Origin of the sequence: Ensifer sp. 2TAB8 (assembly GCF_052115125.1) — a bacterium.
Classification (GTDB): Bacteria; Pseudomonadota; Alphaproteobacteria; order Rhizobiales; family Rhizobiaceae; genus Ensifer.
This window is the reverse complement of sequence record NZ_JBFRGB010000009.1, coordinates 151,271-175,688: the sequence shown is the minus strand read 5'-3', so window position 1 is coordinate 175,688 and position 24,418 is coordinate 151,271. Positions and strand designations below refer to the sequence as shown.

The 24,418-nt window shown below is 61.8% G+C and carries 22 protein-coding genes; 10 read left to right on the top strand and 12 right to left on the bottom strand.

Annotated features, from left to right (window positions below; translation table 11 throughout):
- Nucleotides 1-3 precede the first annotated feature (3 nt).
- Together AB4Z53_RS17090 and AB4Z53_RS17085 are read left to right on the top strand one after the other, a co-directional pair.
- Entirely contained in the window at nt 4-1,710 is a 1,707-nt protein-coding gene (locus tag AB4Z53_RS17090) for an MFS transporter (RefSeq protein ID WP_441596712.1), read from the top strand.
- Nucleotides 1,711-1,728: 18 nt separating this feature from the next.
- Nucleotides 1,729-2,826 carry an HlyD family secretion protein gene (locus tag AB4Z53_RS17085; protein ID WP_441596711.1) on the top strand — a complete coding sequence of 366 codons (1,098 nt, stop codon included), beginning with the start codon at nt 1,729-1,731 and terminating at the stop codon, nt 2,824-2,826.
- Between the two features lie 147 nt (nt 2,827-2,973).
- On the opposite strand, the gene rplI is transcribed toward AB4Z53_RS17085, so the two are convergent.
- The 6 genes from rplI to AB4Z53_RS17055 form a co-directional block, all read right to left on the bottom strand.
- Nucleotides 2,974-3,549: a 50S ribosomal protein L9 gene (rplI, locus tag AB4Z53_RS17080; RefSeq protein ID WP_113536830.1), complete on the bottom strand. Its 576-nt coding sequence runs from the start codon at nt 3,547-3,549 to the stop codon at nt 2,974-2,976.
- A gap of 32 nt (nt 3,550-3,581) precedes the next feature.
- Nucleotides 3,582-4,535 (bottom strand): DUF2232 domain-containing protein, encoded by a 954-nt coding sequence (locus AB4Z53_RS17075; RefSeq protein ID WP_113536831.1) that lies wholly within the window; start codon nt 4,533-4,535, stop codon nt 3,582-3,584.
- A 192-nt stretch (nt 4,536-4,727) separates the two neighbouring features.
- Entirely contained in the window at nt 4,728-4,976 is a 249-nt protein-coding gene (gene rpsR, locus AB4Z53_RS17070; RefSeq protein ID WP_025426448.1) for a 30S ribosomal protein S18, read from the bottom strand.
- Between the two features lie 26 nt (nt 4,977-5,002).
- The gene (gene rpsF / locus AB4Z53_RS17065; RefSeq protein ID WP_113536832.1) at nt 5,003-5,449 is read right to left on the bottom strand and encodes a 30S ribosomal protein S6; all 447 of its coding nucleotides are present in this window, start codon (nt 5,447-5,449) and stop codon (nt 5,003-5,005) included.
- A 274-nt stretch (nt 5,450-5,723) separates the two neighbouring features.
- Complete coding sequence (locus AB4Z53_RS17060) at nt 5,724-6,236, bottom strand: ClbS/DfsB family four-helix bundle protein (RefSeq protein ID WP_441596710.1); 513 nt, start codon at nt 6,234-6,236, stop codon at nt 5,724-5,726.
- 19 nt (nt 6,237-6,255) lie between these two features.
- On the bottom strand, nt 6,256-7,299 hold the full coding sequence (locus AB4Z53_RS17055) for an aldo/keto reductase (protein ID WP_441596709.1): 1,044 nt from the start codon (nt 7,297-7,299) through the stop codon (nt 6,256-6,258).
- A gap of 356 nt (nt 7,300-7,655) precedes the next feature.
- Between AB4Z53_RS17055 and fabD the strand changes: the two genes are divergently transcribed.
- From fabD to gmk, 7 genes are all read left to right on the top strand, one after another.
- Nucleotides 7,656-8,600: an ACP S-malonyltransferase gene (fabD, locus tag AB4Z53_RS17050; RefSeq protein ID WP_441596708.1), complete on the top strand. Its 945-nt coding sequence runs from the start codon at nt 7,656-7,658 to the stop codon at nt 8,598-8,600.
- A gap of 39 nt (nt 8,601-8,639) precedes the next feature.
- A complete protein-coding gene (gene fabG, locus AB4Z53_RS17045) occupies nt 8,640-9,377 on the top strand; it encodes a 3-oxoacyl-[acyl-carrier-protein] reductase (RefSeq protein ID WP_441596707.1) in 738 nt (245 codons plus the stop codon).
- A 333-nt stretch (nt 9,378-9,710) separates the two neighbouring features.
- On the top strand, nt 9,711-9,947 hold the full coding sequence (locus AB4Z53_RS17040; protein ID WP_003531676.1) for an acyl carrier protein: 237 nt from the start codon (nt 9,711-9,713) through the stop codon (nt 9,945-9,947).
- Nucleotides 9,948-10,163: 216 nt separating this feature from the next.
- The gene (gene fabF, locus AB4Z53_RS17035) at nt 10,164-11,429 is read left to right on the top strand and encodes a beta-ketoacyl-ACP synthase II (RefSeq protein ID WP_441596706.1); all 1,266 of its coding nucleotides are present in this window, start codon (nt 10,164-10,166) and stop codon (nt 11,427-11,429) included.
- A 557-nt stretch (nt 11,430-11,986) separates the two neighbouring features.
- On the top strand, nt 11,987-13,186 hold the full coding sequence (gene mltG, locus AB4Z53_RS17030; protein WP_113536837.1) for an endolytic transglycosylase MltG: 1,200 nt from the start codon (nt 11,987-11,989) through the stop codon (nt 13,184-13,186).
- 99 nt (nt 13,187-13,285) lie between these two features.
- A complete protein-coding gene (locus tag AB4Z53_RS17025) occupies nt 13,286-14,173 on the top strand; it encodes a YicC/YloC family endoribonuclease (RefSeq protein WP_441596705.1) in 888 nt (295 codons plus the stop codon).
- 3 nt (nt 14,174-14,176) lie between these two features.
- Nucleotides 14,177-14,836, top strand: a complete 660-nt coding sequence (gmk, locus tag AB4Z53_RS17020) for a guanylate kinase (protein WP_113536839.1) — start codon at nt 14,177-14,179, stop codon at nt 14,834-14,836.
- A gap of 69 nt (nt 14,837-14,905) precedes the next feature.
- On the opposite strand, the gene rsmA is transcribed toward gmk, so the two are convergent.
- The 6 genes from rsmA to lptF form a co-directional block, all read right to left on the bottom strand.
- Nucleotides 14,906-15,733: a 16S rRNA (adenine(1518)-N(6)/adenine(1519)-N(6))-dimethyltransferase RsmA gene (rsmA, locus tag AB4Z53_RS17015; RefSeq protein WP_441596704.1), complete on the bottom strand. Its 828-nt coding sequence runs from the start codon at nt 15,731-15,733 to the stop codon at nt 14,906-14,908.
- Complete coding sequence (pdxA, locus tag AB4Z53_RS17010) at nt 15,733-16,761, bottom strand: 4-hydroxythreonine-4-phosphate dehydrogenase PdxA (protein WP_113536841.1); 1,029 nt, start codon at nt 16,759-16,761, stop codon at nt 15,733-15,735. The genes rsmA and pdxA overlap by 1 nt, the downstream gene beginning before the upstream one ends.
- Nucleotides 16,762-16,773: 12 nt before the next feature.
- Nucleotides 16,774-17,712 (bottom strand): peptidylprolyl isomerase, encoded by a 939-nt coding sequence (locus AB4Z53_RS17005; RefSeq protein ID WP_113536842.1) that lies wholly within the window; start codon nt 17,710-17,712, stop codon nt 16,774-16,776.
- 187 nt (nt 17,713-17,899) lie between these two features.
- Complete coding sequence (locus tag AB4Z53_RS17000; protein ID WP_113536843.1) at nt 17,900-20,251, bottom strand: LPS-assembly protein LptD; 2,352 nt, start codon at nt 20,249-20,251, stop codon at nt 17,900-17,902.
- Complete coding sequence (lptG, locus tag AB4Z53_RS16995; protein WP_113536844.1) at nt 20,251-21,330, bottom strand: LPS export ABC transporter permease LptG; 1,080 nt, start codon at nt 21,328-21,330, stop codon at nt 20,251-20,253. Before lptG ends, AB4Z53_RS17000 begins: the two co-directional genes overlap by 1 nt.
- A complete protein-coding gene (gene lptF, locus AB4Z53_RS16990) occupies nt 21,327-22,496 on the bottom strand; it encodes an LPS export ABC transporter permease LptF (RefSeq protein ID WP_113536845.1) in 1,170 nt (389 codons plus the stop codon). Before lptF ends, lptG begins: the two co-directional genes overlap by 4 nt.
- Nucleotides 22,497-22,913: 417 nt before the next feature.
- Here lptF and AB4Z53_RS16985 point away from each other — a divergent pair, with 417 nt between their 5' ends.
- Nucleotides 22,914-24,407, top strand: a complete 1,494-nt coding sequence (locus tag AB4Z53_RS16985; protein ID WP_441596703.1) for a leucyl aminopeptidase — start codon at nt 22,914-22,916, stop codon at nt 24,405-24,407.
- Nucleotides 24,408-24,418 lie beyond the last annotated feature (11 nt).

Here is a 24,418-nt window from a genome sequence, read left to right as displayed (position 1 = left end):
GCGATGAGCGCAGTCGCGACCGCTGCTGCAAACGACAATCGCGGTGTCGTACCGCTGGAAACAGACGAGGCGAGCGACCTGGGGGAGATTGCTCCCGTCGCACCCGCCCCAGTCCCGGCGCCGGTGCCAGCCCCAGCCGACAAGAGCCTGGCGCTGTCGGCGGTCTATGTCGTCGGTTCCGTTCTTCTGTTCCTGACGCAGGGCCTGGGCATGAACCTGGCGCTGGCCAATCTCACGCAGGTCCAGGGTTCGCTCTCGGCAACCTCCGTGGAGGCTGGCTGGCTTTCGGCGGCGTACATGGCGCCCAATGTCAGCCTGTCGATCGCACTGGTGAAGATTCGCGCCCAATACGGGCTGCGTCGGTTTGCCGAAATCAGCATCGTCGGCTTCGTCATCGTATCGCTGATGAACGTTTTCGTTTCCGATCTGCATTCCGCCGTCGTCGTCCGCTTCATCAGCGGCATCGCGGCTGCGCCGATGTCGACACTCGGCTTCCTCTACATGCTCGAAGCCTTTCCGCCAGCGCGCAAATTGACGGCCGGCCTCGCACTGGCGCTCACCTGCACGACGATCTCCGCGCCGATCACACGACTCATCTCGCCGACCCTGATTGAATATGGCCAATGGCATGCGCTCTACACGCTCGAGATGGCGTTGGCGCTGATCGCGCTGCCGATCATCTATCTTCTGCCGCTGACGCCGGTGCCGCACGCCAAGGTCATTCAGCGCATGGACATTCTGAGCTACCTGCTGGTCGCCATCGCCTTCGGCTGCCTCGCCATCGTGCTGACCATGGGCCGTCTCTACTGGTGGCTCGAAGCACCGTGGCTCGGCGTTCTCCTGGTCGTATCGATCGCGACACTGACGACCGTGGTGCTGATCGAGCTTCATCGCCAGGTGCCGCTGATCGATGTGCGCTGGATCGCCTCGAAGGAGATCATCCACTTCACCGCTGTGTTGTTGATCTTCCGCCTGGTCGCTTCCGAGCAATCGACGATCGCCACGAACTTCTACCAGCAGATCGGCCTCCAGTTCGAACAGGTCGCGACGCTCTATTGGATCATCCTCGCAGCGGCGATTGCTGGCGGTCTGCTCTGTGCCGTGCTGATGAACCCGCAGCATGCGGAGCGCGTGCATATCCTGGCGCTCGGGCTGCTGGCGACCGGCGCTTACCTGGACAGCCAGGCGACAAGCCTGACGCGGCCCGAGCAAATGTATATGAGCCAGGCGATGATTGCGTCCGGCACCGCGCTCTTCCTGCCGCCGGCGATGGCGCGCGGCTTCAAGGCCGCGCTGATGAAGGGGCCGAGCTACATCCTCAGCTTCATCGTGATCTTCCTCTTCACCCAGAGCATCGGCAGCCTGATCGGCTCTGCGGCCTTCGGGACCTTCGTCACGATACGCGAGAAATTCCATTCCAACATTCTGGCCGAGCAGATCGTCCTGTCCAACCCGCTGGTTGCCCAGCGCGTCAACCAGCTCTCCGCCGCCTACAGCAAGGTAATGGGCGACAAGACCTTACTGAATGGCGAGGGCACCCTGCTGTTGTCGCAGCAGGTGACACGGGAAGCCTACATCCTCGCCTACAACGACGCCTTCCTGCTGGCATCGGCGATCGCGCTTTTCGCGCTCGCGGGCCTGCTCCTGCACATGTCCTGCAACTGGCTCACGCAGAGGCTGACTGGCCCTGCGCCGATACTGGCTGCCTGATCAATCGAGTTGATGACCATGCTGAAGTTCCTTCGCTCCCCAACGACCATCATCGTGCTGCTTGCCGGCATCGCCGGCATGACCCTCGTGCTCTATGCCTGGCGGCTGCCACCGTTCCACAGCTCGGTGGAGATGACGGAGAATGCCTATGTGCGTGGCTATGTCACGATCATGAGTCCGCAGCTCTCGGGTTACGTTGCCGACGTTCCGGTACACGACTACGAGACGGTCAAGGCCGGGCAGCTGCTGGTGAAGATCGACGACCGCATTTATGCGCAGAAGCTGGCCCAGGCCGAAGCGACGCTTGCCGGACAGAAGGCGGCGCTTGCCAATTCCTATCAGCAGGAACTGTCCGCCACGGCCGGCATCGCCGCCAGCGAAGCTCAGCTCGACAGCGCCAAGGCGGCTTTCAATCGGGCGCGCGCCACTTGGGACCGCATTCGCCCGCTTGCCGACAAGGGCGTGTCGACGCGCAGCGACGCCGACCAGGCCCGCGCCGGCTTCGAGCAGGCGAATGCTGCCGTCAACCAGGCCGAGGCAGGCTTGCAGGTGTCGAAGCAGGCTCTGGCAACCACACTTGGTGCCCGCGCCGGATTGCAGGCGGCCGTGACCGGTGCAGAGGCAGCCGTCGAACTGGCGCGCATCGATCTCGAAAACACCCGTATCGTCGCGCCGCGTGATGGCAGGCTGGGTGAGATCGGCGCCCGGATCGGGCAATATGTGACGGCCGGATCGCAGCTTCTCGCTCTGGTGCCGAACGACGTGTGGGTGGTCGCAAATTTCAAGGAAACGCAGCTCGACGGCATGAAGGCCGGACAGCCCGTCACGATCGAGGTCGACGCTCTGCAGAAGAGTGAACTGATGGGGCATATCGAGCGTTTCTCGCCCGCAGCCGGTTCAGAGTTCAGCGTGATCCGCGCAGACAACGCCACCGGCAACTTCACCAAGGTGGCCCAGCGTGTCGGCGTGCGGATTGTGGTCGATCCCGGTCAGCCGCTGGCCGAAATGCTCACGCCCGGCCTCTCAGTCGTCGTGAGCGTCGACAAGAATGCTCCGGTGCGGACGATACCGGCTCAGGCGACCAACCGCGCCGTGCCGGTTGCCGCGCGCGGATAGTGGCGTCATCGCAACGTTTTGCGACTTTGACCGCATCGCCTGTCGCGCCACCTGTCATTAAAACCGCACCAGGGTCGCCGTAGCGCGGCCAAGAAAAAAGCCCGGATCGATGACCCGGGCTTTCGCAATTGGAATGGCCGCTAAGGCTTATTCTTCTTCGCCTTCGAATTCGGCTTCCGGGTTGAAGAAGTCTTCCGGCTTCAGCGCGTCTTCGTCGACGCCGTAGATGGCGTCGGCCGAGGTCAGGCTCTCGCCCTTGGCCTGGCGGCCGGCTTCTTCAGCCGAACGTGCAACGTTGACTTCGACCGAGATTTCGACTTCCGAGTGCAGGTGCAGGGTAACCTGGTGCAGGCCGATCGACTTGATCGGGTGGTTGAGGTCAACCTGGTTGCGGCCGACGTTGAAGCCTTCGGCAGCGAGCGTCTCGATGATGTCGCGGGCAGCAACCGAACCGTAGAGCTGGCCGGTTTCGCCAGCGGAGCGGACGATGATGAAGGACTTGCCGTCGAGCTTTTCGGCAACCTGCTGGGCTTCCGACTTGCGCTCAAGGTTACGAGCTTCGAGCGTCGAACGCTCAGCTTCGAAACGGGCCTTGTTGGCAGCGTTGGCGCGCAGCGCCTTGCCGAGCGGCAGGAGGTAGTTGCGGGCAAAGCCGTCGCGAACCTTTACGGTTTCGCCCATCTGGCCGAGCTTGGCGATACGTTCGAGAAGAATGACTTCCATGTTGGTTTCCTTTCAGTGTTCCAGTTCGTTGGTCAGTTTTTTCCAACCGGCGTGACCGCGATGGTGCGTCGCGTATCGATCAGGCCGGACAGGAGGAAGAAGAATGCCGGGATCGTGAACACGAACACCGACAGGTATGCGATCCACAGCACGGGAAGCCGCCAGGACTTGCCGCGGGTGCGGAAATGGAAGGAGGCGAAACCGGCAAGCAGGAAGCCCGCGCCGAAAGTTCCGCAGATCAGCGCGCCGATCGTTGCGGGTGCGCCGCCGAGGAAGGTGAGGACGAGGCCGCCGAGAAAGATAAAGATCGCGTTGCGGTGCATGCGCAGCGTGGAGGGGATGTCCTCGCGCGGGCGCAGCGACCGGCCCGACATCTGCACGATGCGGGTCGCGACGTAATAGGCGGTAAACAGCATCAGCACCCAGATCGCGCCTTGGACGAGCGGCAATGCGAGTGTGAAGAGCGACTTGATCTGGGCAATGGCTGCCACGTCCGGATTGTAGCCCGGGTCCTGCGCCTTCACCGCCTGGATGACGATATCGACCATGCGGTCGGAAATGTCGGCGCCATAGCCGACGATGAAGCCGACGATGATCATGCCGACGGTCACGAGACCGGCGAGGTGGCTAAGGATGTCGGAGAGCGGATACCAGGCGAGCGCTTCGTCCGGACCGCCGAGTTCGGAGGCCGGGCGGGCGAGATTGGCGAGGTGGCTGAGCCAGCCGGCCGGAATCAGCGTGACGACGAGAATGAGCAGCGCGAAATAGGGAGAGACGAGCGCGGCAGCGGTGGCGCCTGCGCTGACGATCGCGGTGATCGCCGCAGCATTGCCCCAGCCAAGACCGGCAATCAGGATCGGGAGTGCGGAAGCAGCATAGAGAACGATTGCAAGAGACGACTGCGTGTTCGCGCCCATCGACAAGAGGGCGGCGGTAAAGCCGGCGAGAACGCCGGTCAGCAGCGATGTCCTGTTCACATTCGTCACGTTCGCTGTCCTGCTTCGTGCAGTTAGGGGATGGCAAGGCCCGGCCCCAGCATGGGATTTTGGCGCTTTTGCACCGGTTCCGATCCGCGCCCATCGCGGAAGGGAGAGAAAGAGGCGCTCACCGAATGGGAGCGCCTCTCCCTTCAAGTCGGTTTCCGTCGTGTCAGCTGACTGACGGAAAGTCAGCCGTTCTTAGGAAACGACGTAGGGCAGCAGGCCGAGGAAGCGTGCACGCTTGATCGCCTGGGCGAGTTCGCGCTGCTTCTTCTGGGAAACGGCCGTGATGCGGGAAGGAACGATCTTGCCACGCTCGGAAATGTAGCGCTGCAGCAGACGGATGTCCTTGTAGTCGATCCGCGGAGCGTTTGCACCCGAGAAGGGGCAGGTCTTGCGGCGACGGTGGAACGGGCGACGAACCGGAGCGGAAGAAACTTCAGCCATTGTCATTATCTCCTAAAGCTTCTTGATTACGCGCGGTCTTCGCGCGGACGACGCGGGCGGTCTTCGCGGTCGCCACGGTCCGGACGCGGACCACGGTCGCCGAAGCCACGCTCCGGACGGTCGCCATCGCGGCGCGGACGGTCGTCGCGGTCGCGCTTCTGCATCATGGCAGACGCGCCTTCCTCGTGCTTCTCGACGGCGATCGTCATGTAGCGCAGGATGTCTTCGTTGATGCGCATCTGACGCTCTACTTCGTGAACGGCCGGTGCCGGAGCATCGATGTCCATCAGAACGTAGTGAGCCTTGCGGTTCTTCTTGATGCGGTAGGTGAGGGACTTCAGGCCCCAGTTCTCAACGCGACCGACCTTGCCGCCGTTCGCTTCGAGCACGCCCTTGTACTGCTCGACGAGAGCGTCGACCTGCTGCGGCGTGATGTCCTGGCGGGCCAGGAATACGTGTTCATAAAGAGCCATTGTGGCTTGCCTTTCTTGCGTTAATCAGCCCGGACCTCGGCGGCTAAGCCTCAACGACTGTTCTTATGGGCTGCAATGAGCCGGCAAGAAAGTGTTGTATCGAGACGGTCGAGAGCGGAGACACGGGAGGCCGGAATGTCTTTCCATTCCTGACGGCACCCTCGCGGGAAACCGGCCCTCCGTTCAGCCACCAGCCAGAAGACCGGGCATTTCGAACAGCGCGCTTATACGCATTTTTCCGCGGAAGGCAAGGCTTGGTCTGCCGTTTAGATATTTAACCGAGCCCTTGGGCCTTCTTCCATTTGCGCAAACGGCCTGAGGCGTTGGCGTAGGGTGAGGACGTGTTGAACTGAATCATACGGCCAAGGGTCCATTTGCCGTAACACGGCTGGCCGTAGAGCGCATGGTCGTCCCGCGACTCGATCATCGCTTCCAGCGTTTTCTTGCTGCGCCTCAGGCGAGTGAGGAGTTCCGATGCCGAAAGAGCCTGCGAGTCACCGTAGAACTTCTGCGCAAGCTTGCCGAGTTCGTTCCATTTGTATCCGGTTTCGGGAAAGTCGACCGGTTCGCCGCGCTGATCGCGGTCGATCCATTTGATCACGAGTTCACCCCAGCCGATGAGGTAGGCGACGAGGTCGCCGACACTCATCGTGGTGCCCTTGGTATGCGCGTCGAGTGTCGGCTCACGGTACTTGTTGTCAGGAACCTTTTCCAGTTCGCGCATCAGCTTGGCGAACTGGACCTCGATCGCCTTGAGCAGTTCCGCTTTCGTCTGGGGCACGGCCATCGGCGATCGTTTCTCGCCCTCAGATCGGCATGGGGTAGAGACGGTGCAGCCGCCGAATGCCGTTCACGACGTCTTGCGACAACGTCAGGTCGGCAGCACCGAGATTGGTCTTCAACTGCTCCATCGAGGTCGCGCCGATAATGACGGAAGCCATGAACGGCCGCGTCAGGCAGAAGGCGATCGCCATCTGCGCGGGGTCGAGGCCGTGTTCGCGTGCGAGCTGGACATAGCCGGCAACCGCCGGTTCCTGGTGTGGCGTGAAGCGGCCACCGAGATCGCCGTTGATCGAGAGGCGGGAGCCCGTCGGCCTTGCGCCGTCCAGATACTTGCCGCTGAGCAGTCCGGCTGCGAGCGGCGAATAGGCGAGCAGGCCCACGTCTTCGTGATGCGACAGTTCGGAAAGGTCGAGGTCATAGGCGCGATAGAGCAGATTGTATTCGTTCTGGATCGATGCGACGCGGGGCAGGTCGTGGCGCTCTGCCATGTCGATCATCTTCATCGTGCCCCAGGCCGTATCGTTGGAAAGGCCGATGGCGCGGACCTTGCCGGCTTTCACGAGATCGCCGAGCTTGTCGAGGATCGCCCGGAGATCGCCGGCGACCTGCGCCTTGTCCTGTTTGGTCGGATCATAGAACCAGGCATTGCGAAAATGGTAGTGGCCGCGGTTCGGCCAATGGATCTGGTAGAGATCCACATAGTCGGTCTGCAATCGCTTGAGGCTGGCGTCGATCGCCTGGTCGATGCCTTCGGGCGTGGTTGGGCCGCCATTGCGGATATAGGGACGGCCGGGGCCCGCGACCTTGGTCGCCAGCACCACGTCTTCACGCTTGCCGCGCTTGGTCAGCCATTCGCCGATAATGCGCTCGGTATTGCCATAGGTTTCGGGCGAAAGCGGCGTCGTCGGATAGAGTTCCGCCGTATCGATGAAGTTCACGCCCTTTTCGAAGGCGTGGTCCAGCTGTTCATGCGCTTCGGCGACGGAATTCTGCGAGCCCCAGGTCATGGTGCCCAGGCAGATTTCGGAGACCTTGATGCAGGTGCGGCCAAGCGTGTTGTAACGCATTGAATAAGGATCCTTGTGAAAGACGTGCGTCGACCCTGTGGGAGAAGGATGCGCGCGCCCGGAATGGAGTGATGGCCTCCGCCCCGGAAATCGTCGAAGGGCAGGTCGGCTTGGGCGGCAAACTTACGCCTTGATTGTTGAAGATCAAGGGCAAAAGGCGGTTCCGGCCCGGTTCGGCAGGCCTTGCGCGCTTGACTCCCCGTTCAGGAATGTGAATGGAGAGGAAACCAGAGCGGGGTAATGAAAAGCATATGCGGTTATCCGCCGGCGTCCCGCTCTAACTCATAAGAACCGATCACTATGATTTTGTGTCGATTCGACCCAAAATCATAGTGATCTAGGGAAGGGACTATCCCATGAGCATTGCATTCACGTTTCCAGGCCAGGGCAGCCAGGCTGTCGGCATGGGCAAGGATCTGGCGGACGCTTTTCCGGAAGCCGCTGCTGTCTTTGCCGAGGTTGACGAGGCGCTCGGCGAGAAGCTGTCCGAGATCATGTGGAACGGCCCCGAAGAAACGCTGACGCTGACGGCGAACGCGCAGCCGGCGCTGATGGCCGTATCGATGGCCGTGATCCGGGTGCTCGAAGCCAAGGGTCTCGACCTCAAGTCCAAGGTTTCTTTCGTCGCTGGCCATTCGCTCGGCGAATACTCGGCGCTCTGTGCGGCCGGTACGTTCTCCATTGCCGACACGGCGCGTCTCCTGCGCATCCGCGGCAACGCCATGCAGGCGGCGGTTCCCGTCGGCAAGGGCGCGATGGCGGCAATCATCGGCCTTGAACATGCCGATGTCGAAGCCGTCTGCCGCGAAGCCTCGGCCCTCGGTTCCTGTCAGATCGCCAATGACAATGGCGGCGGCCAGCTGGTGATTTCCGGTGAAAAGGCAGCCGTCGAAAAGGCGGCTGCACTGGCCTCCGAAAAGGGCGCCAAGCGCGCGCTGATGCTGCCGGTCTCTGCTCCCTTCCATTCAAACCTGATGGGGCCCGCCGCCGACGCCATGCGCGAAGCGCTGGCCAAGGTCGAAAAGCGCACCCCCGTCGTGCCCGTGATCGCCAACGTGCTTGCAGCACCCGTCAGTGACGCCGACGAGATCGCCCGACTGCTCGTCGAGCAGGTCACCGGCCAGGTCCGCTGGCGCGAGACGATCGAATGGTTTGCCGCCAACAATGTCACGACGCTTTATGAACTCGGTTCCGGCAAGGTCCTGACCGGGCTTGCCCGCCGGATCGACAAGACTGTCAACGGTATTGCCGTCAATACGCCTGCCGATATCGACACGGCACTTGCTGCTCTGCTCGCCTGAGCGAAAGCCCAGCTGCTCCAGTTATAAGGAATCAAAGAGATGTTTGATCTTTCCGGCCGCAAGGCTCTCGTTACCGGTGCATCCGGTGGTATCGGCGAAGAAATCGCGCGCATGCTGCACGCCCAGGGCGCGATCGTCGGCCTGCACGGCACGCGTGTCGAGAAGCTCGAAGCGCTCGCCAATGAACTCGGCGACCGCGTGCAGCTCTTCCCGGCGAACCTTTCGGACCGCGCTGAAGTCAAGGCGCTCGGCGAAAAGGCCGAGGCTGAACTTGGCGGCGTCGATATCCTCGTCAACAATGCCGGCATCACCAAGGATGGCCTCTTCGTGCGCATGAGCGACGAGGACTGGGATGCCGTTCTCGAGGTCAACCTGACTGCCGTCTTCCGTCTGACGCGTGAACTCACGCATCCGATGATGCGCCGCCGCTTCGGCCGCATCGTCAACATCACCTCGATCGTCGGTGTCACCGGCAATCCGGGGCAGGCCAACTACTGCGCCTCCAAGGCCGGCATGATCGGCTTCTCCAAGTCGCTGGCCCAGGAGATCGCGACGCGCAACGTCACCGTCAACTGCGTCGCCCCGGGCTTCATCGAAAGCGCGATGACGGACAAGCTCAACGATAAGCAGAAAGACGCGATCATGGGCGCAATCCCGATGAAGCGCATGGGTACCGGCGCGGAAATTGCGTCCGCTGTCGCCTATCTCGCGTCGAACGAGGCCGGCTACGTCACCGGCCAGACGATTCACGTCAATGGCGGCATGGCCATGATCTGATCCGGTTCCCGGGATATGTCGCCCGTCGAGATTGTGCGGCGGGCGATATTCACCGTCCCGGGATGCCACCTGCCAAATGCCTGAAATTCAATGTTGAGCAAGCGAATGTCAGGCATTTTCGGACTTTGCGGCAGACTTAAACCGTGTTAATCGGGCCATGACTGTTAGCAGTCGACCGGTCCCGCCAGGTGTCCGGCAGCCTTGGCTGCCCTGGGTTTGCCGCAGTTCCGGTTGGATGGATTGCCGGGTAGGCCGTCTTGGTCTATCAGGCTTACATAAGAGTACCGGTGCCGGAATAGGCGCCCACAGAAACGAAGGTCGAGGAACTCCGACATGAGCGATATCGCAGAACGCGTAAAGAAAATTGTTATTGATCATCTTGGCGTCGACGCCGAAAAGGTTAGCGAAGGCGCAAGCTTCATCGATGACCTCGGCGCGGACTCGCTCGACACCGTCGAACTGGTCATGGCTTTCGAAGAAGAGTTCGGCGTTGAAATTCCGGACGACGCTGCTGACTCGATCCTGACTGTCGGCGACGCCGTCAAGTTCATCGAAAAGGCTCAGGCCTAATATCTGAGCGGCTAAGGCCGTAGACGGGCCGCCTAAAGCGGCCCGTTTCAGCCCAGGGAAGTGGGCTGTCCCGCATTTGCGGGTTTCGATCAGCAAGCGTTTCCCGCTTTTCCCCCTGGTCGTGAATAAGAACCTTAAAATAGATGCCCGGATCGGGTTCGTCACACGTGGTCCGATCCGGCTCTGAAATTGAAAAGTCAGGGTGGGTCGCGGACTATGAGACGTGTCGTTATCACCGGTACCGGCATGGTATCTCCCTTGGGTTGCGGAACTGAGGCGACGTGGGCGCGCCTGCTTGCCGGGCACAATGCCGCGCGCAAGGTAACCGAATTCGAGGTCGAGGACCTTCCTGCCAAGATCGCCTGTCGCATTCCCTTCGGTGACGGCACCGACGCAACCTTCAATGCCGACGACTGGATGGAGCCGAAGGAGCAGCGCAAGGTCGATCCGTTCATCGTCTACGCGATGGCTGCTGCCGACATGGCGCTGGCCGACGCCGGCTGGAAGCCGGAGAACGACGAGGACCAGATCGCTACCGGCGTCCTGATCGGCTCGGGCATTGGCGGTCTCGAAGGCATCGTCGAAGGCGGCTACACGCTGCGCGACAAGGGGCCCCGCCGTATCTCGCCGTTCTTCATTCCCGGCCGCCTCATCAACCTCGCTTCGGGCCAGGTGTCGATCCGCCATAAGCTTCGCGGCCCGAACCACTCGGTCGTCACTGCCTGCTCGACCGGCGCGCATGCGATCGGTGACGCCAGCCGCCTGATTGCGCTCGGCGATGCCGATGTCATGGTTGCCGGCGGTGCGGAATCGCCGATCTGCCGCATCTCGCTCGCGGGCTTTGCCGCCTGCAAGGCGCTGTCCACCCAGCACAACGACGATCCGCAGAAGGCCTCGCGCCCCTACGATATCGACCGCGACGGCTTCGTCATGGGCGAGGGTGCCGGCGTGGTCATCCTCGAAGAACTCGAGCATGCCAAGGCGCGTGGCGCCAAGATCTATGCGGAAGTCGTCGGTTACGGCCTGTCGGGCGATGCCTTCCACATCACCGCTCCGTCGGAAGATGGCGACGGTGCCTATCGCTGCATGCAGATGGCGCTGAAGCGGGCCGGCCTGACGGCCGCCGATATCGACTACATCAACGCGCACGGCACCTCGACCATGGCCGACACGATCGAGCTCGGCGCGGTCGAACGCCTGGTCGGCGAGCATGCGTCGAAGATCTCGATGTCTTCGACCAAGTCGGCAATCGGTCACCTGCTCGGCGCTGCCGGCGCTGTCGAAGCGATCTTCTCGGCGCTGGCGATTCGCGACAACATCGCGCCGCCGACGCTCAACCTCGACAATCCGTCCGTCGAAACGAAGATCGACCTTGTGCCGCACGTTGCACGCGAGCGCGAGATCAACGTGGCGCTGTCGAACTCCTTCGGCTTCGGCGGCACGAACGCCTCGCTAGTCCTGCGCCGCTATACGGGCGCCTGATCGTCGGCGATCTCTCATCGCGGACAATCATCGGATCGACAAACAGTCGGTCCGATGATCCTGCTTTTGCCGCATTGCTCGTTACAAGCATGTTTTGGGAGGATGCGTCGTCAATCGCGGCGGCGCTTGCCGACCGCTATGTTCGCGCAAGGCCTATCTGTCAGATTGCCATTTAGCTATTGCCGAGAACATGTTCGCCCCAAGGATTGCCAAGGGTGCGTGTTCCGAATAGCTGCATGTCTCCTATCTGGTTCAAGGATAAAGCAGGCAGTCATTTAGAGTGTTACAGAGGCCTTGGCTCGTCCTATAAGACGTGCGGTTCTGTAAAGTGTCGGGCGCCCGCCGCGTTCTCTTGAATAGACGGTGAACCGACACATTTCTGTGGTTCTTGGGTGCCAATGCACCACGCCGCAGGTCTGTTGTAGTGAAGACTGCGGAACGCCGCCCGCCAGGTCGGCGCCGTTTATGAAATTGACTTAAGCCTGCCGCGGTCCAGTCCGAAATTCGCACCGGGGCAGGAAGAGAATGAGGCTGCGAATTTCGGGTTCGGGATAATCGTGAGCGACTCAAACGATAACAGCGCGGCGCAATTCGGCCGCAATGAAAACGCGAGCAACGGACCGATCATTCCGAAATCGGCAAACGAGGCGCTGCGCCCGGAGAAAGTGCCCCAGCCCCCGAAGCGGTCGCGCAAGGCGCGCAGCCAGGTGGTGATTTTCCTGAACTTCGTAATGACCATCATCGTCTTTGCGGCACTGGCTGCGGCCGGCACGGTCTACTATGCGATGCATCAGTATGAGAAGCCGGGTCCGCTGCAGGCAAATCAGAACTTCATCGTCAGAGGCGGCGCCGGCATGAGCGAGATCGCCAGCGGTCTCGAGCGCAGCAACATCATCACCGATGCGCGCGTCTTCCGTTTCGTTTCGGAGGCCTATCTCGACAACGAGACTCTGAAGGCGGGCGAATACGAGATCAAGGCCGGCTCGTCGATGCAGGACGTGATGCAGCTTCTGAAGTCGGGCAAGTCGATCCTCTATTCCGTTTCTCTGCCCGAGGGACTCACCGTCAAGCAGATGTTCCGCAAGCTATCCGACGATCCGGTCCTGGTTGGCGATCTGCCGAGCGAGCTTCCGGCGGAAGGTTCGTTGATGCCCGATACGTACAAGTTCACGCGCGGCACCAAGCGCGGCGAGATCGTCCAGCAGATGGCTTCGGCCCAGAAGGTCCTTGTCGATCAGATCTGGGAAAAACGTGATCCGAACCTGCCGGTCTCGACGGTCGAGGAACTCGTGACGCTGGCGTCGATCGTGGAGAAGGAAACCGGCCGCGCCGACGAGCGTCCGCGGGTCGCTTCCGTCTTTATCAACCGGCTCGACAAGGGCATGCGGCTGCAGTCCGACCCGACGATCATCTACGGCATTTTCGGCGGCGACGGAAAGCCGGCCGACCGGCCGATCCTGAAGTCCGATATCGACAAGCAGACGCCCTACAACACTTACATCATCAAGGGCCTGCCGCCGACGCCGATCGCCAACCCGGGCCGTGCGGCGCTGGAAGCGGTAGCCAACCCATCGCGTACGCCGGAACTCTACTTCGTCGCCGACGGTACGGGCGGCCATGTCTTCGCCGAGACGCTGGACGAGCACAACGCGAACGTAAGGCGCTGGCGCAAGGTGGAGGCCGAGAAGGCGGCAGAGGCGGCGAAGGCCGCTACGGATGCGACAACCGCCGAACCGGCAGCAGCACAGCCGCAATAAACGCCTGCATTGTGGACGGTTAGATCACGGCGCGGATATCCCTTGCGGGATACCGCGCCGTCGCCTTATTGCTTCTGCTGAAACACTACGGAGGTGACTATGCCGCTCCAATCGATGACCGGCTTTGCCCGGAGGGAAGGCAGCAGTGGCCGCCGCCGTTGGGCCTGGGAATTGCGCTCCGTCAATGGCAAGGGCCTTGATCTCAGGTTGCGCCTGCCGCAGGGCCTGGAACGCTTCGAGCCCGAAGTGCGCAAGCTCGCCGCCGACTTTTTTTCGCGCGGCAATCTCCAGATCGGACTTTCCGTCAGCGGCGCGGAAGCGACCGTCGAGGCGGTGGTCAACCAGGGCGCGCTGACGGCCGTCCTTAACCTGCGCGAACAGCTCGGTGATCTCGTCGATCCGGCACCGCTGAAGTTCGACACGCTGCTCTCGATCCGTGGCATCGTCGACTTTCGCGAACCGGAAGAAAGCGAAGCGGAGCGCGCCGCCCTTGATGCGGATATCCTCGAAGGGCTGAGGCTGGCACTTTCTGACCTGCGTATGATGCGTGAAGACGAGGGGGCCGCGCTCTGTCAGATCCTGCTGGCGCAGGTCGAAGGCATCGAGACGCTGACGGGGACCGTAGAGGCCGATCCGTCACGCAGCGCCGCGGCGATCGCCGATCGGCTCGCGCAGCAGGTGGCATTGGTGATGGACAATGGCTCCTCGCTCGACCGGGAACGCCTTTATGCCGAAGTGGCGCTGCTTGCCACGAAGGCAGACCTCCGGGAAGAAATCGACCGCCTCGGTTCCCACATCGTTGCGGCGCGGGAACTGCTGTCGAAGGGTGGCCCCGTTGGCCGCAAGCTCGATTTCCTGGCACAGGAATTTAACCGAGAATCGAATACCATCTGTTCCAAGTCGAATGCGGCCGCCGTTTCGGCCGCCGGCATCGAGCTCAAGGTCGTCATCGACCAGTTCCGCGAACAGGTTCAGAATCTGGAGTAAAGCATGACCCCGGCGACCCCTTCGCCCATCAAGATTGCCCGTCGTGGGCTGATGCTCGTCATTTCCTCGCCCTCGGGCGCCGGAAAGTCGACGATCGCGCGTAACCTCTTGGAAGCCGATCCGGAGATGAGCATCTCCGTCAGCGTGACGACGCGCCAGCGCCGCCCGAGCGAAATCGACGGCCGACATTATCATTTCAAGACGATCCGTGAATTCGAAGCGCTCAGAGCAACGGACTCTCTATTGGAATGGGCGGAGGTGCACGGCAATTTCTACGGTACGCCGCGCGACGCCGTCGAAGCGGCGATGGCCGCCGGCCGTGACATGCTCTTCGATATCGATTGGCAGGGTGCCCAGCAACTTCAGGAAAAGATGGCCGGCGACGTCGTGTCGATCTTCATCCTGCCGCCGTCGATGGCCGAGCTGCAGTCACGCCTGCACCGCCGGGCGGAAGACAGCGAAGAGGTGATCGCCACGCGGCTCGCCAACTCGCGTGCCGAGATCGAGCACTGGCGGGAATACGACTACATCGTGCTCAATGACGATCTCGACCGCGCCTTCTCGGCGGTCCGCTCGATCGTTGAGGCCGAGCGGCTTCGCCGTGACCGGCGTCCGGGCCTGTTCGATTTCGTCAATGGGCTTCTGACGGAAAATCCGTTCTAGCTCGCTTTGCGAGCAGGGTATGTGGCCGGAGCGTTCCGGCCACCTGCGACACGGCGGTTGCCAAGGCGGCTAGAGGCAGTTTGCCAGCCGGCAGAATTGTTCCACCGAAAGCGTCTCGGCCCGCCGTTGCGGGTCGATATCGGCCTTGGCTAGCAGAGCCTCGCCGCCAAGCGGCTTCAAGCTTTGGCGCAACATCTTGCGCCGCTGGCCAAAGGCGGCGTGCGTTACCTTCTCAAGTGCCGAAACGGAGCAGGGGATCGGGTTTTCCACCGGCTCCAGATGAACCACAGACGACGTTACCTTCGGCGGCGGCGTGAATGCCTGCGGCGGTACGTCGAAGGCCATCCGCGCGTTCGTACGCCAGCCGCAAAGCACACCGAGACGCCCATAGTGGTCGTCATCCGCGTCGGCGACGATCCTGAGGCCCACTTCGCGCTGGAACATCAGCGTCAGCGATTGCCAGAAGGGCGGCCAACGATCGGGCAGCAGCCAGTTGACCAACAATTGCGTTCCGACATTGTAGGGCAGGTTGGCGATGATTTTGACGGGCCCATCGTCGGCAAGCGTCTCGAACGACGTCTTCAGGGCGTCACCTTCGATCACCTGCAGCCGGCCCGGATAGTGAGCGCTGATTTCAGCCAGCGCCGGCAGGCAGCGAGAGTCCCGTTCGATCGCGATGACCTTCCTGGCACCGAGGGCCAGGATGGCGCGTGTGAGACCGCCGGGACCAGGGCCGACTTCAATGACTGTCACGCCTTCGAGCGAACCGGCGGTCCGTGCGATCTTCTGTGTCAGATTGAGGTCGAGCAGGAAGTTCTGTCCGAGCGCCTTCTTGGCGTCGAGGCCGTGACGCTGAATCACGTCGCGTAAAGGGGGGAGACCGTCGAGTGCGGCCATCAGCGGGCATCTCCTGGCGTATTGGCCGCAAGCATAGCGGCAAGGTCGAGTGCTGCTCTCAAACTGTCGTCGCGGGCTATGCCCTTGCCGGCCAGGCTGAAGGCCGTGCCGTGGTCGGGCGACGTGCGGATGAAGGGAAGGCCGAGCGTGACGTTGACACTGTCGTCGAAGCCAAGCGCTTTCGCCGGGATCAGAGCCTGATCGTGATACATACAGATCGCAACGTCGTAGGTCGCGCGCGCCCGGTCGTGAAACATCGTGTCTGCCGGCAGCGGTCCTACGGCATCGATGCCTTCCGCGCGCAGCCGGTCGATAACGGGGCGGATGATCGCATCATCCTCAAGACCGAGCGCACCGTTCTCGCCGGCGTGCGGATTGAGCCCGGCAATTGCGAGCCGTGGGCGCTCAAGCCCGAAGCGCGTGTGCAGATCAGCCGCCGTTATCATGCAGGTGCGATAGATGAGGTCTGGCGTCAGCTGATCCGGCACGTCCTTCAGCGGGATGTGGATCGTCACGGGGACGGCGCGCAGCTTCGGCCCGGCAAGCAGCATGACCGGCAGGACGGGTTGCCCCGTCGCCTTCTCGGCAAGATCCGCTAAGTATTCTGTGTGGCCGGGAAAGCGGAAGCCGGCATCGTAAAGGACCGCCTTGGCGATCGGGTTGGTTACGACTGCGGAGGCTTCGCCGGCGGTCACAAGGCGCACCGCGGTGTCGATCGCACCGATGACGGCGCTGGCATTGGCGGTGTCAGGATCGCCCGCTGTGACCGGGGCAGGGCAGGCAAGCGGCAGCACAGGCAGCGCCGCATCAAACGCGGACATCGCGCCGCTGCAATCCGTTTCTCGAATGGGAACCGAATAGCCAAGCAGCGCCGCTCGCGCGGCAAGTATCGAAGGATCGCCAATGAACAGAAAGTGCGCCGTCGCGTGCTCGCGGCGGCCAAGCCAGGCCGAAAGGCTGATGTCCGGACCGATACCTGCCGGGTCGCCCATGGTTAGGGCGAGTGGCCCGCCGGTTGGTTTGCGCATGTTGCCGGGTGCTTACTTGTTGACGATCTGCGCTTTCTTGCGCAGTTCCTCGAGGTATTTTTCGCTGTTGGGGTCTTCGCCGCCTTCTTTCTTCTTGCCGATGTCTTCGGCACGGAAGACGATTTCTGCGGCCGTGTCGTCGTTGACTTCACGCTTCTTGCAGATCGCCAGGTACTCGACGCCCTTTTCGGTCACGCGGGTCCCGGTCGTGCCGTTCTCGCCGGCCTTCTCGATGAGCGGCTTCCACTCCTCCGGCAACTGCTGGGCCAGCATCCGTCCGAGGCTGCGGATCGAAACGTCGCGATAGTTGGCGGCAAACGCCTTCGAGGTCTCGCAACCCGGGAACTGCGAACGGGAGGCATTCGCCTCGGCCTGCCGCTTTGCCGTGATGGCGCCGCGCTTCTTCTCGGGGATGACGAAGATCACCTGCTGCAGGAAGTACTCGGTGGTCACCGGCTTGTTGCCGCCGCCTTCCATCATTCGCTTGACGAGATCGGCGCCCTGCAGTCGGCTCGAGCTGCCAAAGCGGAAGTTCACCGCGCGCGGCCAGCTCATCTGGACGGCGATGAATTGCTTGAAGTGATCGGCGCCGACGCCGGCCTGGTCGAGGATTTTGCCGAGCTGTTCCGGCGAAAGCTTGTTGCCAGCCGCGAAACGGGCATAGGCGGCATCCACGTCCTGCGTGCTGACGGATTGACCGATGCGAACGATCTCGGCGCGCTTCAGGACCTCGTCCACCAGCTGCTTCTTCGCTTCTTCCGCACCGCCCTTCTGGCGCTGGAGGCGTATGAACGCAACTCGCTTGGCAATATCGCCCGAGGTGATCACGGTGTTGTTGACCGTTACCTTGACCTGGCTTGCAGCCTGCGCACCGGCACATGCCGCGATGCTCAGGGCTCCGGCCACAGCCAATACCGAAAGCGTCCTCGAGATCGACATTTTCCCGCCCATTACCTTTTCCTGTTCGCCGGACGATCTCCGTCGTCGGGCCTTGTCCGCCTACCGGCGTTGCGCCGTTGCCTTATCTTGTCGGAGGAAATGCATAATACATGCGGCCAAACGATGACAAGACCGTTTGAGCAGCCCAAAATTGCGCGAAGGGGCGAACTTCGCGTTTCGCCCCTTCGTTTCTATGATCTTAATAGTAATCCAGCTCTTCGAACTTGGTGTCGCCGACATTCACGTCGCCGAGCGTACGGAAGCTGATTCTGGCGCCGATCGACCAGTCGTTCGCCAGCGTGCTGCCAGTGTCGCGTTCCTGCTTGTAGACGATGGAGAACAGGGTGTCCTGATCGTCGTAGGTGACGCCGAAGCCGTTGCGCGAAATGACGTCCCGGTTGATGTCGTAGGTGATGGCACCGAACACCGACCAATAGTCATGGAACTTGTAGGCGGCGGCGGTCTGGATTTCGTCCTGGTCCACCTGCGAGCCATAAAGCGGCTGGGCTTCGATGCGCGTGTAGGTCATCGCCGCCTGCCAGGTCGTGCCGAGATACCCGACGGTCGCGTCGGCACGGCGGAGTCCCAGGTCCCTTTCGTCGAGACGGCCCGAGAGGCTGGCCATCAGGCCGGACGGCGCATCGATGCCGAACATCGCGACATAGTCCGAGCTCTTCGTTTCCAGGCCGGAGTTCGCGCCGGCCTTCACCAGGTCGTCGGTTGCAAACGAATTCAGGCCACCGAGATGGAAGGACTGACCGACGACACCGCGCAGGCCATAGCCACTGTCGAAGGTACCGGTATAGCGGAAGCCGACGTTGGCGCGCGTGCCACCTTCGACCCGGTCGAAGCCCGAGAACTTGTCGCGGTCGAAAAGGTTGGTCGCGTCGAACACAAAGCTCTGGGCGTCTTCGTTCGGCAGGCCGCCGGCATCCTGTTCGTCCGGGCGTGCATAGAGCTGAGCGATCGGCTCGAGCACGTGGCTGCTGCCTTCGCCGACGAACAGGATCGGGTAACGGGCCTCGAGACCGGCGGTCAACATGCGTCGCGTCGTCGCGTCGCTGGTGTTGTAGTCGCCGGTATAGAGCGGTCCTGGAGCGTCCATGTTGAGCCCGAGGGCATCACCACGCGCCGCCAGAAGCGGTGTGACGACGAGGCCGCCGGGGGCGATGAAAGTGCGCTTCCATTCAAGCTCGCCCGTCAGGCGGTGGGTTGTGCCCTCCAGACCGCGGAAGCGATCGACGACGCCTGGAACATTCTCTAAGTCCAGCCGGTTGCGCTTGATGTTCGTCAGGTTGACGGTTGCCGAAAGCTCGCCGCCCAAAATGGGCTGAGGCGCCTTGTAGGAGTAATCGAGAACCTGCACCGTAGGCTGCTGATTTTCCTTGATGCTGTTCGGGTCCGCGTCCTGAATGTCGAAGTAGAAGGCGCGCAGATCGAAGAAGTTTCGCTTGCCGAGCCCGGTCAGGTAGGCCTGGTTGACATAGGTCGTACCGTCGAAGTTCGACAGTTCGTAGGTCTTGGCGAAGTTTGCGTCCGACTGGACGAGAACGTTCCAGCCGAATGTCCAGCGCGGATTGATCTCGAACTCGGCCTTCGACCCGATCATGCCGCGATTGGTCTTCTCCGCGTCGACCGTGCCAGGCGTGAACTTGCTCTTGTCGAGCTGGCTGATGCCGGCGACGTTCAGCGTATGGAAGCCGTTGTGGAAGCGCTGGCGGAATTCGCCTTCCAGCAGGAAGCCCTGCCGGGTCAGGCCCGTCACGGTTGCCGTCGCATCCATATAGGGCGAGATCGCCCAATAGTAGGGAACGCCGACGCCGACGCCGAGCTTCTGTGCCGAGCGGAATGTCGGGAACAGGAAGCCGCTCTTGCGCTTGACCGTATGGTCGGGCAGTTCCATCACCGGAATATAGGCGATCGGCTTGCCGAAGAGTTCGAAGCGGGCGTTCTCGAGACGAATCGTCCGCGTGCGACCGTTCTGAATGACGCGCTGCGCCTTGATGTGCCAGAGCGAGCGATGCTCCGGCTTGGTAGCGCAGGGCGTGCAGGCCGTGTAGACGGCCTCGTTCAGGATGAATTCCTCACCGTTCCGGCGCTCGCCGCTGGTCGCGGCAAGTCGGGTCAGATCGGTGGTTTCGATGCGCATCTGCTCAAGGAAACCGTTCCCGAAATCATCGGTGACGTCCATCTTGTCCGCGTAGACGACATTGCCGCCCGGCTCGATGAACTGGATTTCCCCGGATGCCAAGATGCGGCCATTCTTCTGGTCGTATTCGACCTGACGGGCCACCATCTTGTAGCCGCCGTAGTCGATCTGCACGTTGCCGCGCACGATCACCTTCTCGGCGTCCTTGTTGTAGACGAGCTCATTGGCGGACAGAAGCAGCTTGGCGTCTTCCGGCATGTTCGGGCGCAACGAATCGAGGCGGTCCGAACCCTGCTGCGCCATTGCTGGCGCACTCATTCCCATGGCAAGTGTCTGCAGCGCCACGCCTGCAAGCAGGGTAGCGTTGATCAGCGTCATGCGTTTGCGGTTCACTACCGCCACTAGCCATCCTCCTGATTTAAAAGAATCGTCGAGCCCAGCGCCATCGCTACAACAACTGGCAACCAGGCTGCAACGAAAGGAGGCACAATGCCGCTGCTCCCGAATGCTTTGACAAGCACGGTGACGACATAAAGCACGAAGCCTGAGACGATGCCACCGAGAATTACGGAGCGAGATTGGTTAAACCGGCTAAATTTGAGCGACACGCAGGCAGCTATCAATGTCATGGCGACGAGAAGCAGCGGCAGCGAGAGCATCGAGTGGAATTGAGTTTCCATGCCGTTTGTCGAGAAGCCGAAGGAGCGAGCCACTTCGATCTTGCTCGGAAGGTCGAAAAACTGAATGGAATCAGCCTTTGCAAGACGTTCCTGAACAAACTCGGCCTTTAGATTGGTGCTGAGCTGTGCTGTTTTCAAACGGCGCGGCAGCTGCCCGTTGCGCGTTTCCGTTACGTCGTTAAGAAGCCAGTAACCATCTTCGAGTTTCGCCGACGCCGCATCCTGTCTCAGAATGATCGTGCCCTGTGGATCGAAGTGGATGACGGTGACGTTGAGGAGCGTCGTTCCGTTGTCCTGAACCGCGCGCGCGCCGATGATTGTATCCGTACCGTTGTAGATTTGCCGCAGCCACGGAATGGATCCGGCATCGGAGGATCGCGAGGCGCCCCATTCCGCCAGAAGCGCCTCTCCACGTTTGGTTCCCCAGGCAGCAAGCGGGTTCAGTACCACCACTGCAAGCACGCCGAAGAGGAAGGCGCCCAGAACGAACGGACGCAGGAACTGCCAGACGGAAATGCCCGCGGCGCGCGTCACGACCAGTTCGTAGCGCCGGTTGAGGGAAATCAGCGCCGCCATTGCCGAAAACAGCGCCACAAACGGGATCGTCTGCTGCAGGATCAGCGGAATTCGGAAGGCGGTCATCAGCAGAGCGCCTGTGATCGAATAGTGCGGCAGGTTTGCGAGGCGGCTCGCCTGCTCGCTGAAGTCGATGATGAAGATCAGCGAGAAGATGCCGACAAGGAACCAGAACGTGGTGATCACGTAACGGATGAAGAAGTAGCGGCCGAGCGTGCCCATCATGACGGCTGTCCTCCTTCGGCATCACGCCGTACGAGGCGGAGGCGAACGAGGAGGTCCTGCAGCTTTTCCTGCCCGGTCATCGGGATGTCGAGGCGCTTGTTGCTGACGAGCTGGTGAATGCAGAGCGCACCGGCCGCAAGCGGCACGAGGTACATCAGGGGCACGAACCAGATGGAATCCTCGGCGCTGTTGCCGGCATAGAAGGTCATCCAGCGGATGAGCAGCGCCGTTCCGAGCGCGCTTACCATCGGATGGACGCGTGCTTCGCGGTGGGACCGCGCGTCACTGCTGAAAACCAGTGCGATCAGCCCGAACAGAAGCGGAAAGGTCCACTCCGTCAGTCGGCGATTGAGTTCGGCGGTAAAGGCGAGCGGCTTGTTCTTGTAGACCTGGTCGTTCGGATCCGGATTGAGAAGGCCGGCAAGGTCGCGGTCCTTCGCCCGAATCGTCGCCTCGCGGGTGGTCTTGGTCATGTCGGCGAGGTCGAAGGCATAGGAATCGAACTTGATGATCGAGACGCTGCCGTCGGGCAGTTTGCGTTGCACTTCGCCGTCCTTCATCACCAGGGCAGAGCTCTTTTCATCGACCGCGCCTTCGCGGGCGTAATAGACGAGCTCAAAGGCCGGGTTGCGCGAATCGGCAACGAAGATGCCCTGCAATACGCCGCCGCTGCGCCGCGCGCCGACCTGAACATAAAGCCCGTCGGCAACCTTGCGGAACGAATTCTCCTGAACGACCGACGACAGAAGGTCGGCGTTGGCGGTTGCCAGCATCTTGCGTACCGAAACGCGCGAGTAGGGCTCGACAAAATTATCGACCGCAAAGGACAGGACGCTCAGGCCCGCCGCCAGAAAGATGATCGGCCGGATGATGGCCATGCGCGAGCTGCCGGCGGCGTTGAGCACCGTCAATTCCGAATCGGTGTTCATCGTGGTGAGCGTCTGGGTGACGCCGATGACCAGAGCGAAGGGCAGGATGATCGGGATGACCGAAGGCAGAATGAGGGTTGCGAGCTTGGCGAAAGCCAGGACTGACTGGCCGCTGTCGGTGACCAGGTTGACGTTGGCGAGCGCCTGCGTCGTCCACACAATGCCAAGCAATGGCAGGAGGGTCGCGAGGAACATGACCAAGGCACGCCGGAATATGTAGCGTTCGATCAGCTTCATGCCCGTGTCCGGTCCAAAATCCTGCTCATGTTTCTGTTCCGGCGGCGGTATCGGACCAGGCCTTGCCCGTGTCCAAACCGAAGCCTGGTTCTTGCCCGCTATTTCGTGTCGCTCAAATTGTGAAGCAACAGGGATAATTTAAGGCGAAGAACCTCGGTTAACCGCATGTAAACATCTGGGGGCATCTTGCCAAGCGGTTGAAAAGCGAGAAGGGTGCCGGCCACAGCTTTGACGGTGGCGAATGTTGCGAATATTTTCCACTGTAACCGCCCGGTAACAGGGCGGATCGCCACAGGCCTCGCCGTGTCGTCCGGATGCGTCGTGGCCCGATCACCTTGCCCTGGCGCCCGGCTCTCGGAGGCTTCTTTCGAATCTCCGGCTGCGCACAGAATCATGAAAATACCCCGGAGTTTTCCAATGCCGATGAAGTTCGAGTTCACCTTTGCCAAGTCCCACCGGCCGAGCGGCGGTGTCGCGGTACTCCTCAAGACGTCGGGCGGTGGAGCCGCTGCTGGCGCCGACGTCGCCGATCCGGAAGATGTTGTGGCAAAGGCGGCCAAGGTGAAGAAGTTCACCGGAAAGGCATTCTCCAGCCTCGATATCATAGCGCCGCATGGCTCTCCCGCAGACCGAGTCATCGTGTTCGGAATTGGAGAGGCGGATGCACTCTCGGATCACGATTGGCTGAAGGCCGGCGGCGCGGTTGCGGCGAAACTCGGCTCGGCTGACAAGGTAACCGTCTTCATCGATGCTCCCGAGGTCGAAGTGACCGGCAAGGCGGCCGCCGACTTCGCGCTCGGTATGGAGATGAACGCCTATAGCTTCGACGGCTATAAGACCAAAAAGGCCGACGACGACGCCAAGACCTCCGGCAAGCCGACCAAGGTCACGATCGTGACCGGTACCGTCATTGCTGCGAAGAAGGCTTTCGCGGCGGCGGAGGCGGTGGCCGAAGGCGTGTTCCTGGCGCGCGATCTGGTGAACGAGCCGGCGAACGTACTGGGCCCGGTCGAATTTGCGGCGAAAGCGAAGGAACTGGAGAAACTCGGCGTTGAGGTGGAAATCCTCACCGAAAAGGATATGAAAAAGCTCGGCATGGGTGCGCTTCTCGGCGTGGCGCAGGGCTCTACCCGTCCGCCGCGCCTTGTCATCATGCAGTGGAAGGGTGGCAAGGCCAAGGAGCGGCCGCTCGCCTTCATCGGCAAGGGCGTCGTCTTCGACAGCGGCGGCATCTCGATCAAGCCGGCCGCCGGCATGGAGGAAATGAAGGGCGACATGGGCGGTGCGGCTGCCGTCACCGGCCTGATGCACGTGCTGGCCGCGCGTGAGGCGAAGGTCAACGTCATCGGCATCATCGGCCTTGTGGAAAACATGCCCGATGGCAGCGCTCAGCGCCCCGGTGACATCGTCACCTCGATGTCCGGCCAGACGATCGAGGTGATCAACACGGATGCAGAAGGCCGTCTCGTGCTTTGCGATGCGCTCTGGTACTGCAACGACCGCTTCAAGCCGCAGGCAATGATCGACCTTGCGACACTGACCGGCGCGATCATGGTGGCGCTGTCGACCCATCACGCCGGCCTGTTCTCGAACGACGACCGTCTCGCCGGGCAATTGCTCGCTGCTGGCGTCGCGACCCATGAACGCCTGTGGCGCATGCCGCTCGGCAAGGAATACGACAAGATGATCGACAGCAAGTTTGCCGACATGAAGAACACCGGCGGCCGCTACGGCGGCGCGGTGACGGCGGCGCAGTTCCTGAAGCGTTTCGTCAAGGACACGCCCTGGGCGCACCTCGATATCGCCGGCACCGCCATGGGCGCGCCGACCGATGAGGTCAACCAGTCCTGGGGCTCGGGCTTCGGCGTCCGCCTGCTCGATGAACTGGTGCGGGCGAGCTACGAGGCCTGACCGGAGATGCC

Coding starts and splice junctions, on each gene's coding strand:
- AB4Z53_RS17090 (WP_441596712.1), top strand. CDS start 4: ATGAGCGCAGTCGCGACCGCTGCTGCAAACGACAATCGCGGTGTCGTA.
- AB4Z53_RS17085 (WP_441596711.1), top strand. CDS start 1,729: ATGCTGAAGTTCCTTCGCTCCCCAACGACCATCATCGTGCTGCTTGCC.
- rplI (WP_113536830.1), bottom strand. CDS start 3,549: ATGGAAGTCATTCTTCTCGAACGTATCGCCAAGCTCGGCCAGATGGGC.
- rpsR (WP_025426448.1), bottom strand. CDS start 4,976: ATGGCTGAAGTTTCTTCCGCTCCGGTTCGTCGCCCGTTCCACCGTCGC.
- rpsF (WP_113536832.1), bottom strand. CDS start 5,449: ATGGCTCTTTATGAACACGTATTCCTGGCCCGCCAGGACATCACGCCG.
- AB4Z53_RS17060 (WP_441596710.1), bottom strand. CDS start 6,236: ATGGCCGTGCCCCAGACGAAAGCGGAACTGCTCAAGGCGATCGAGGTC.
- AB4Z53_RS17055 (WP_441596709.1), bottom strand. CDS start 7,299: ATGCGTTACAACACGCTTGGCCGCACCTGCATCAAGGTCTCCGAAATC.
- fabD (WP_441596708.1), top strand. CDS start 7,656: ATGAGCATTGCATTCACGTTTCCAGGCCAGGGCAGCCAGGCTGTCGGC.
- fabG (WP_441596707.1), top strand. CDS start 8,640: ATGTTTGATCTTTCCGGCCGCAAGGCTCTCGTTACCGGTGCATCCGGT.
- AB4Z53_RS17040 (WP_003531676.1), top strand. CDS start 9,711: ATGAGCGATATCGCAGAACGCGTAAAGAAAATTGTTATTGATCATCTT.
- fabF (WP_441596706.1), top strand. CDS start 10,164: ATGAGACGTGTCGTTATCACCGGTACCGGCATGGTATCTCCCTTGGGT.
- AB4Z53_RS17025 (WP_441596705.1), top strand. CDS start 13,286: ATGCCGCTCCAATCGATGACCGGCTTTGCCCGGAGGGAAGGCAGCAGT.
- gmk (WP_113536839.1), top strand. CDS start 14,177: ATGACCCCGGCGACCCCTTCGCCCATCAAGATTGCCCGTCGTGGGCTG.
- rsmA (WP_441596704.1), bottom strand. CDS start 15,733: ATGGCCGCACTCGACGGTCTCCCCCCTTTACGCGACGTGATTCAGCGT.
- pdxA (WP_113536841.1), bottom strand. CDS start 16,761: ATGCGCAAACCAACCGGCGGGCCACTCGCCCTAACCATGGGCGACCCG.
- AB4Z53_RS17005 (WP_113536842.1), bottom strand. CDS start 17,712: ATGGGCGGGAAAATGTCGATCTCGAGGACGCTTTCGGTATTGGCTGTG.
- lptG (WP_113536844.1), bottom strand. CDS start 21,330: ATGATGGGCACGCTCGGCCGCTACTTCTTCATCCGTTACGTGATCACC.
- lptF (WP_113536845.1), bottom strand. CDS start 22,496: ATGAAGCTGATCGAACGCTACATATTCCGGCGTGCCTTGGTCATGTTC.
- AB4Z53_RS16985 (WP_441596703.1), top strand. CDS start 22,914: ATGCCGATGAAGTTCGAGTTCACCTTTGCCAAGTCCCACCGGCCGAGC.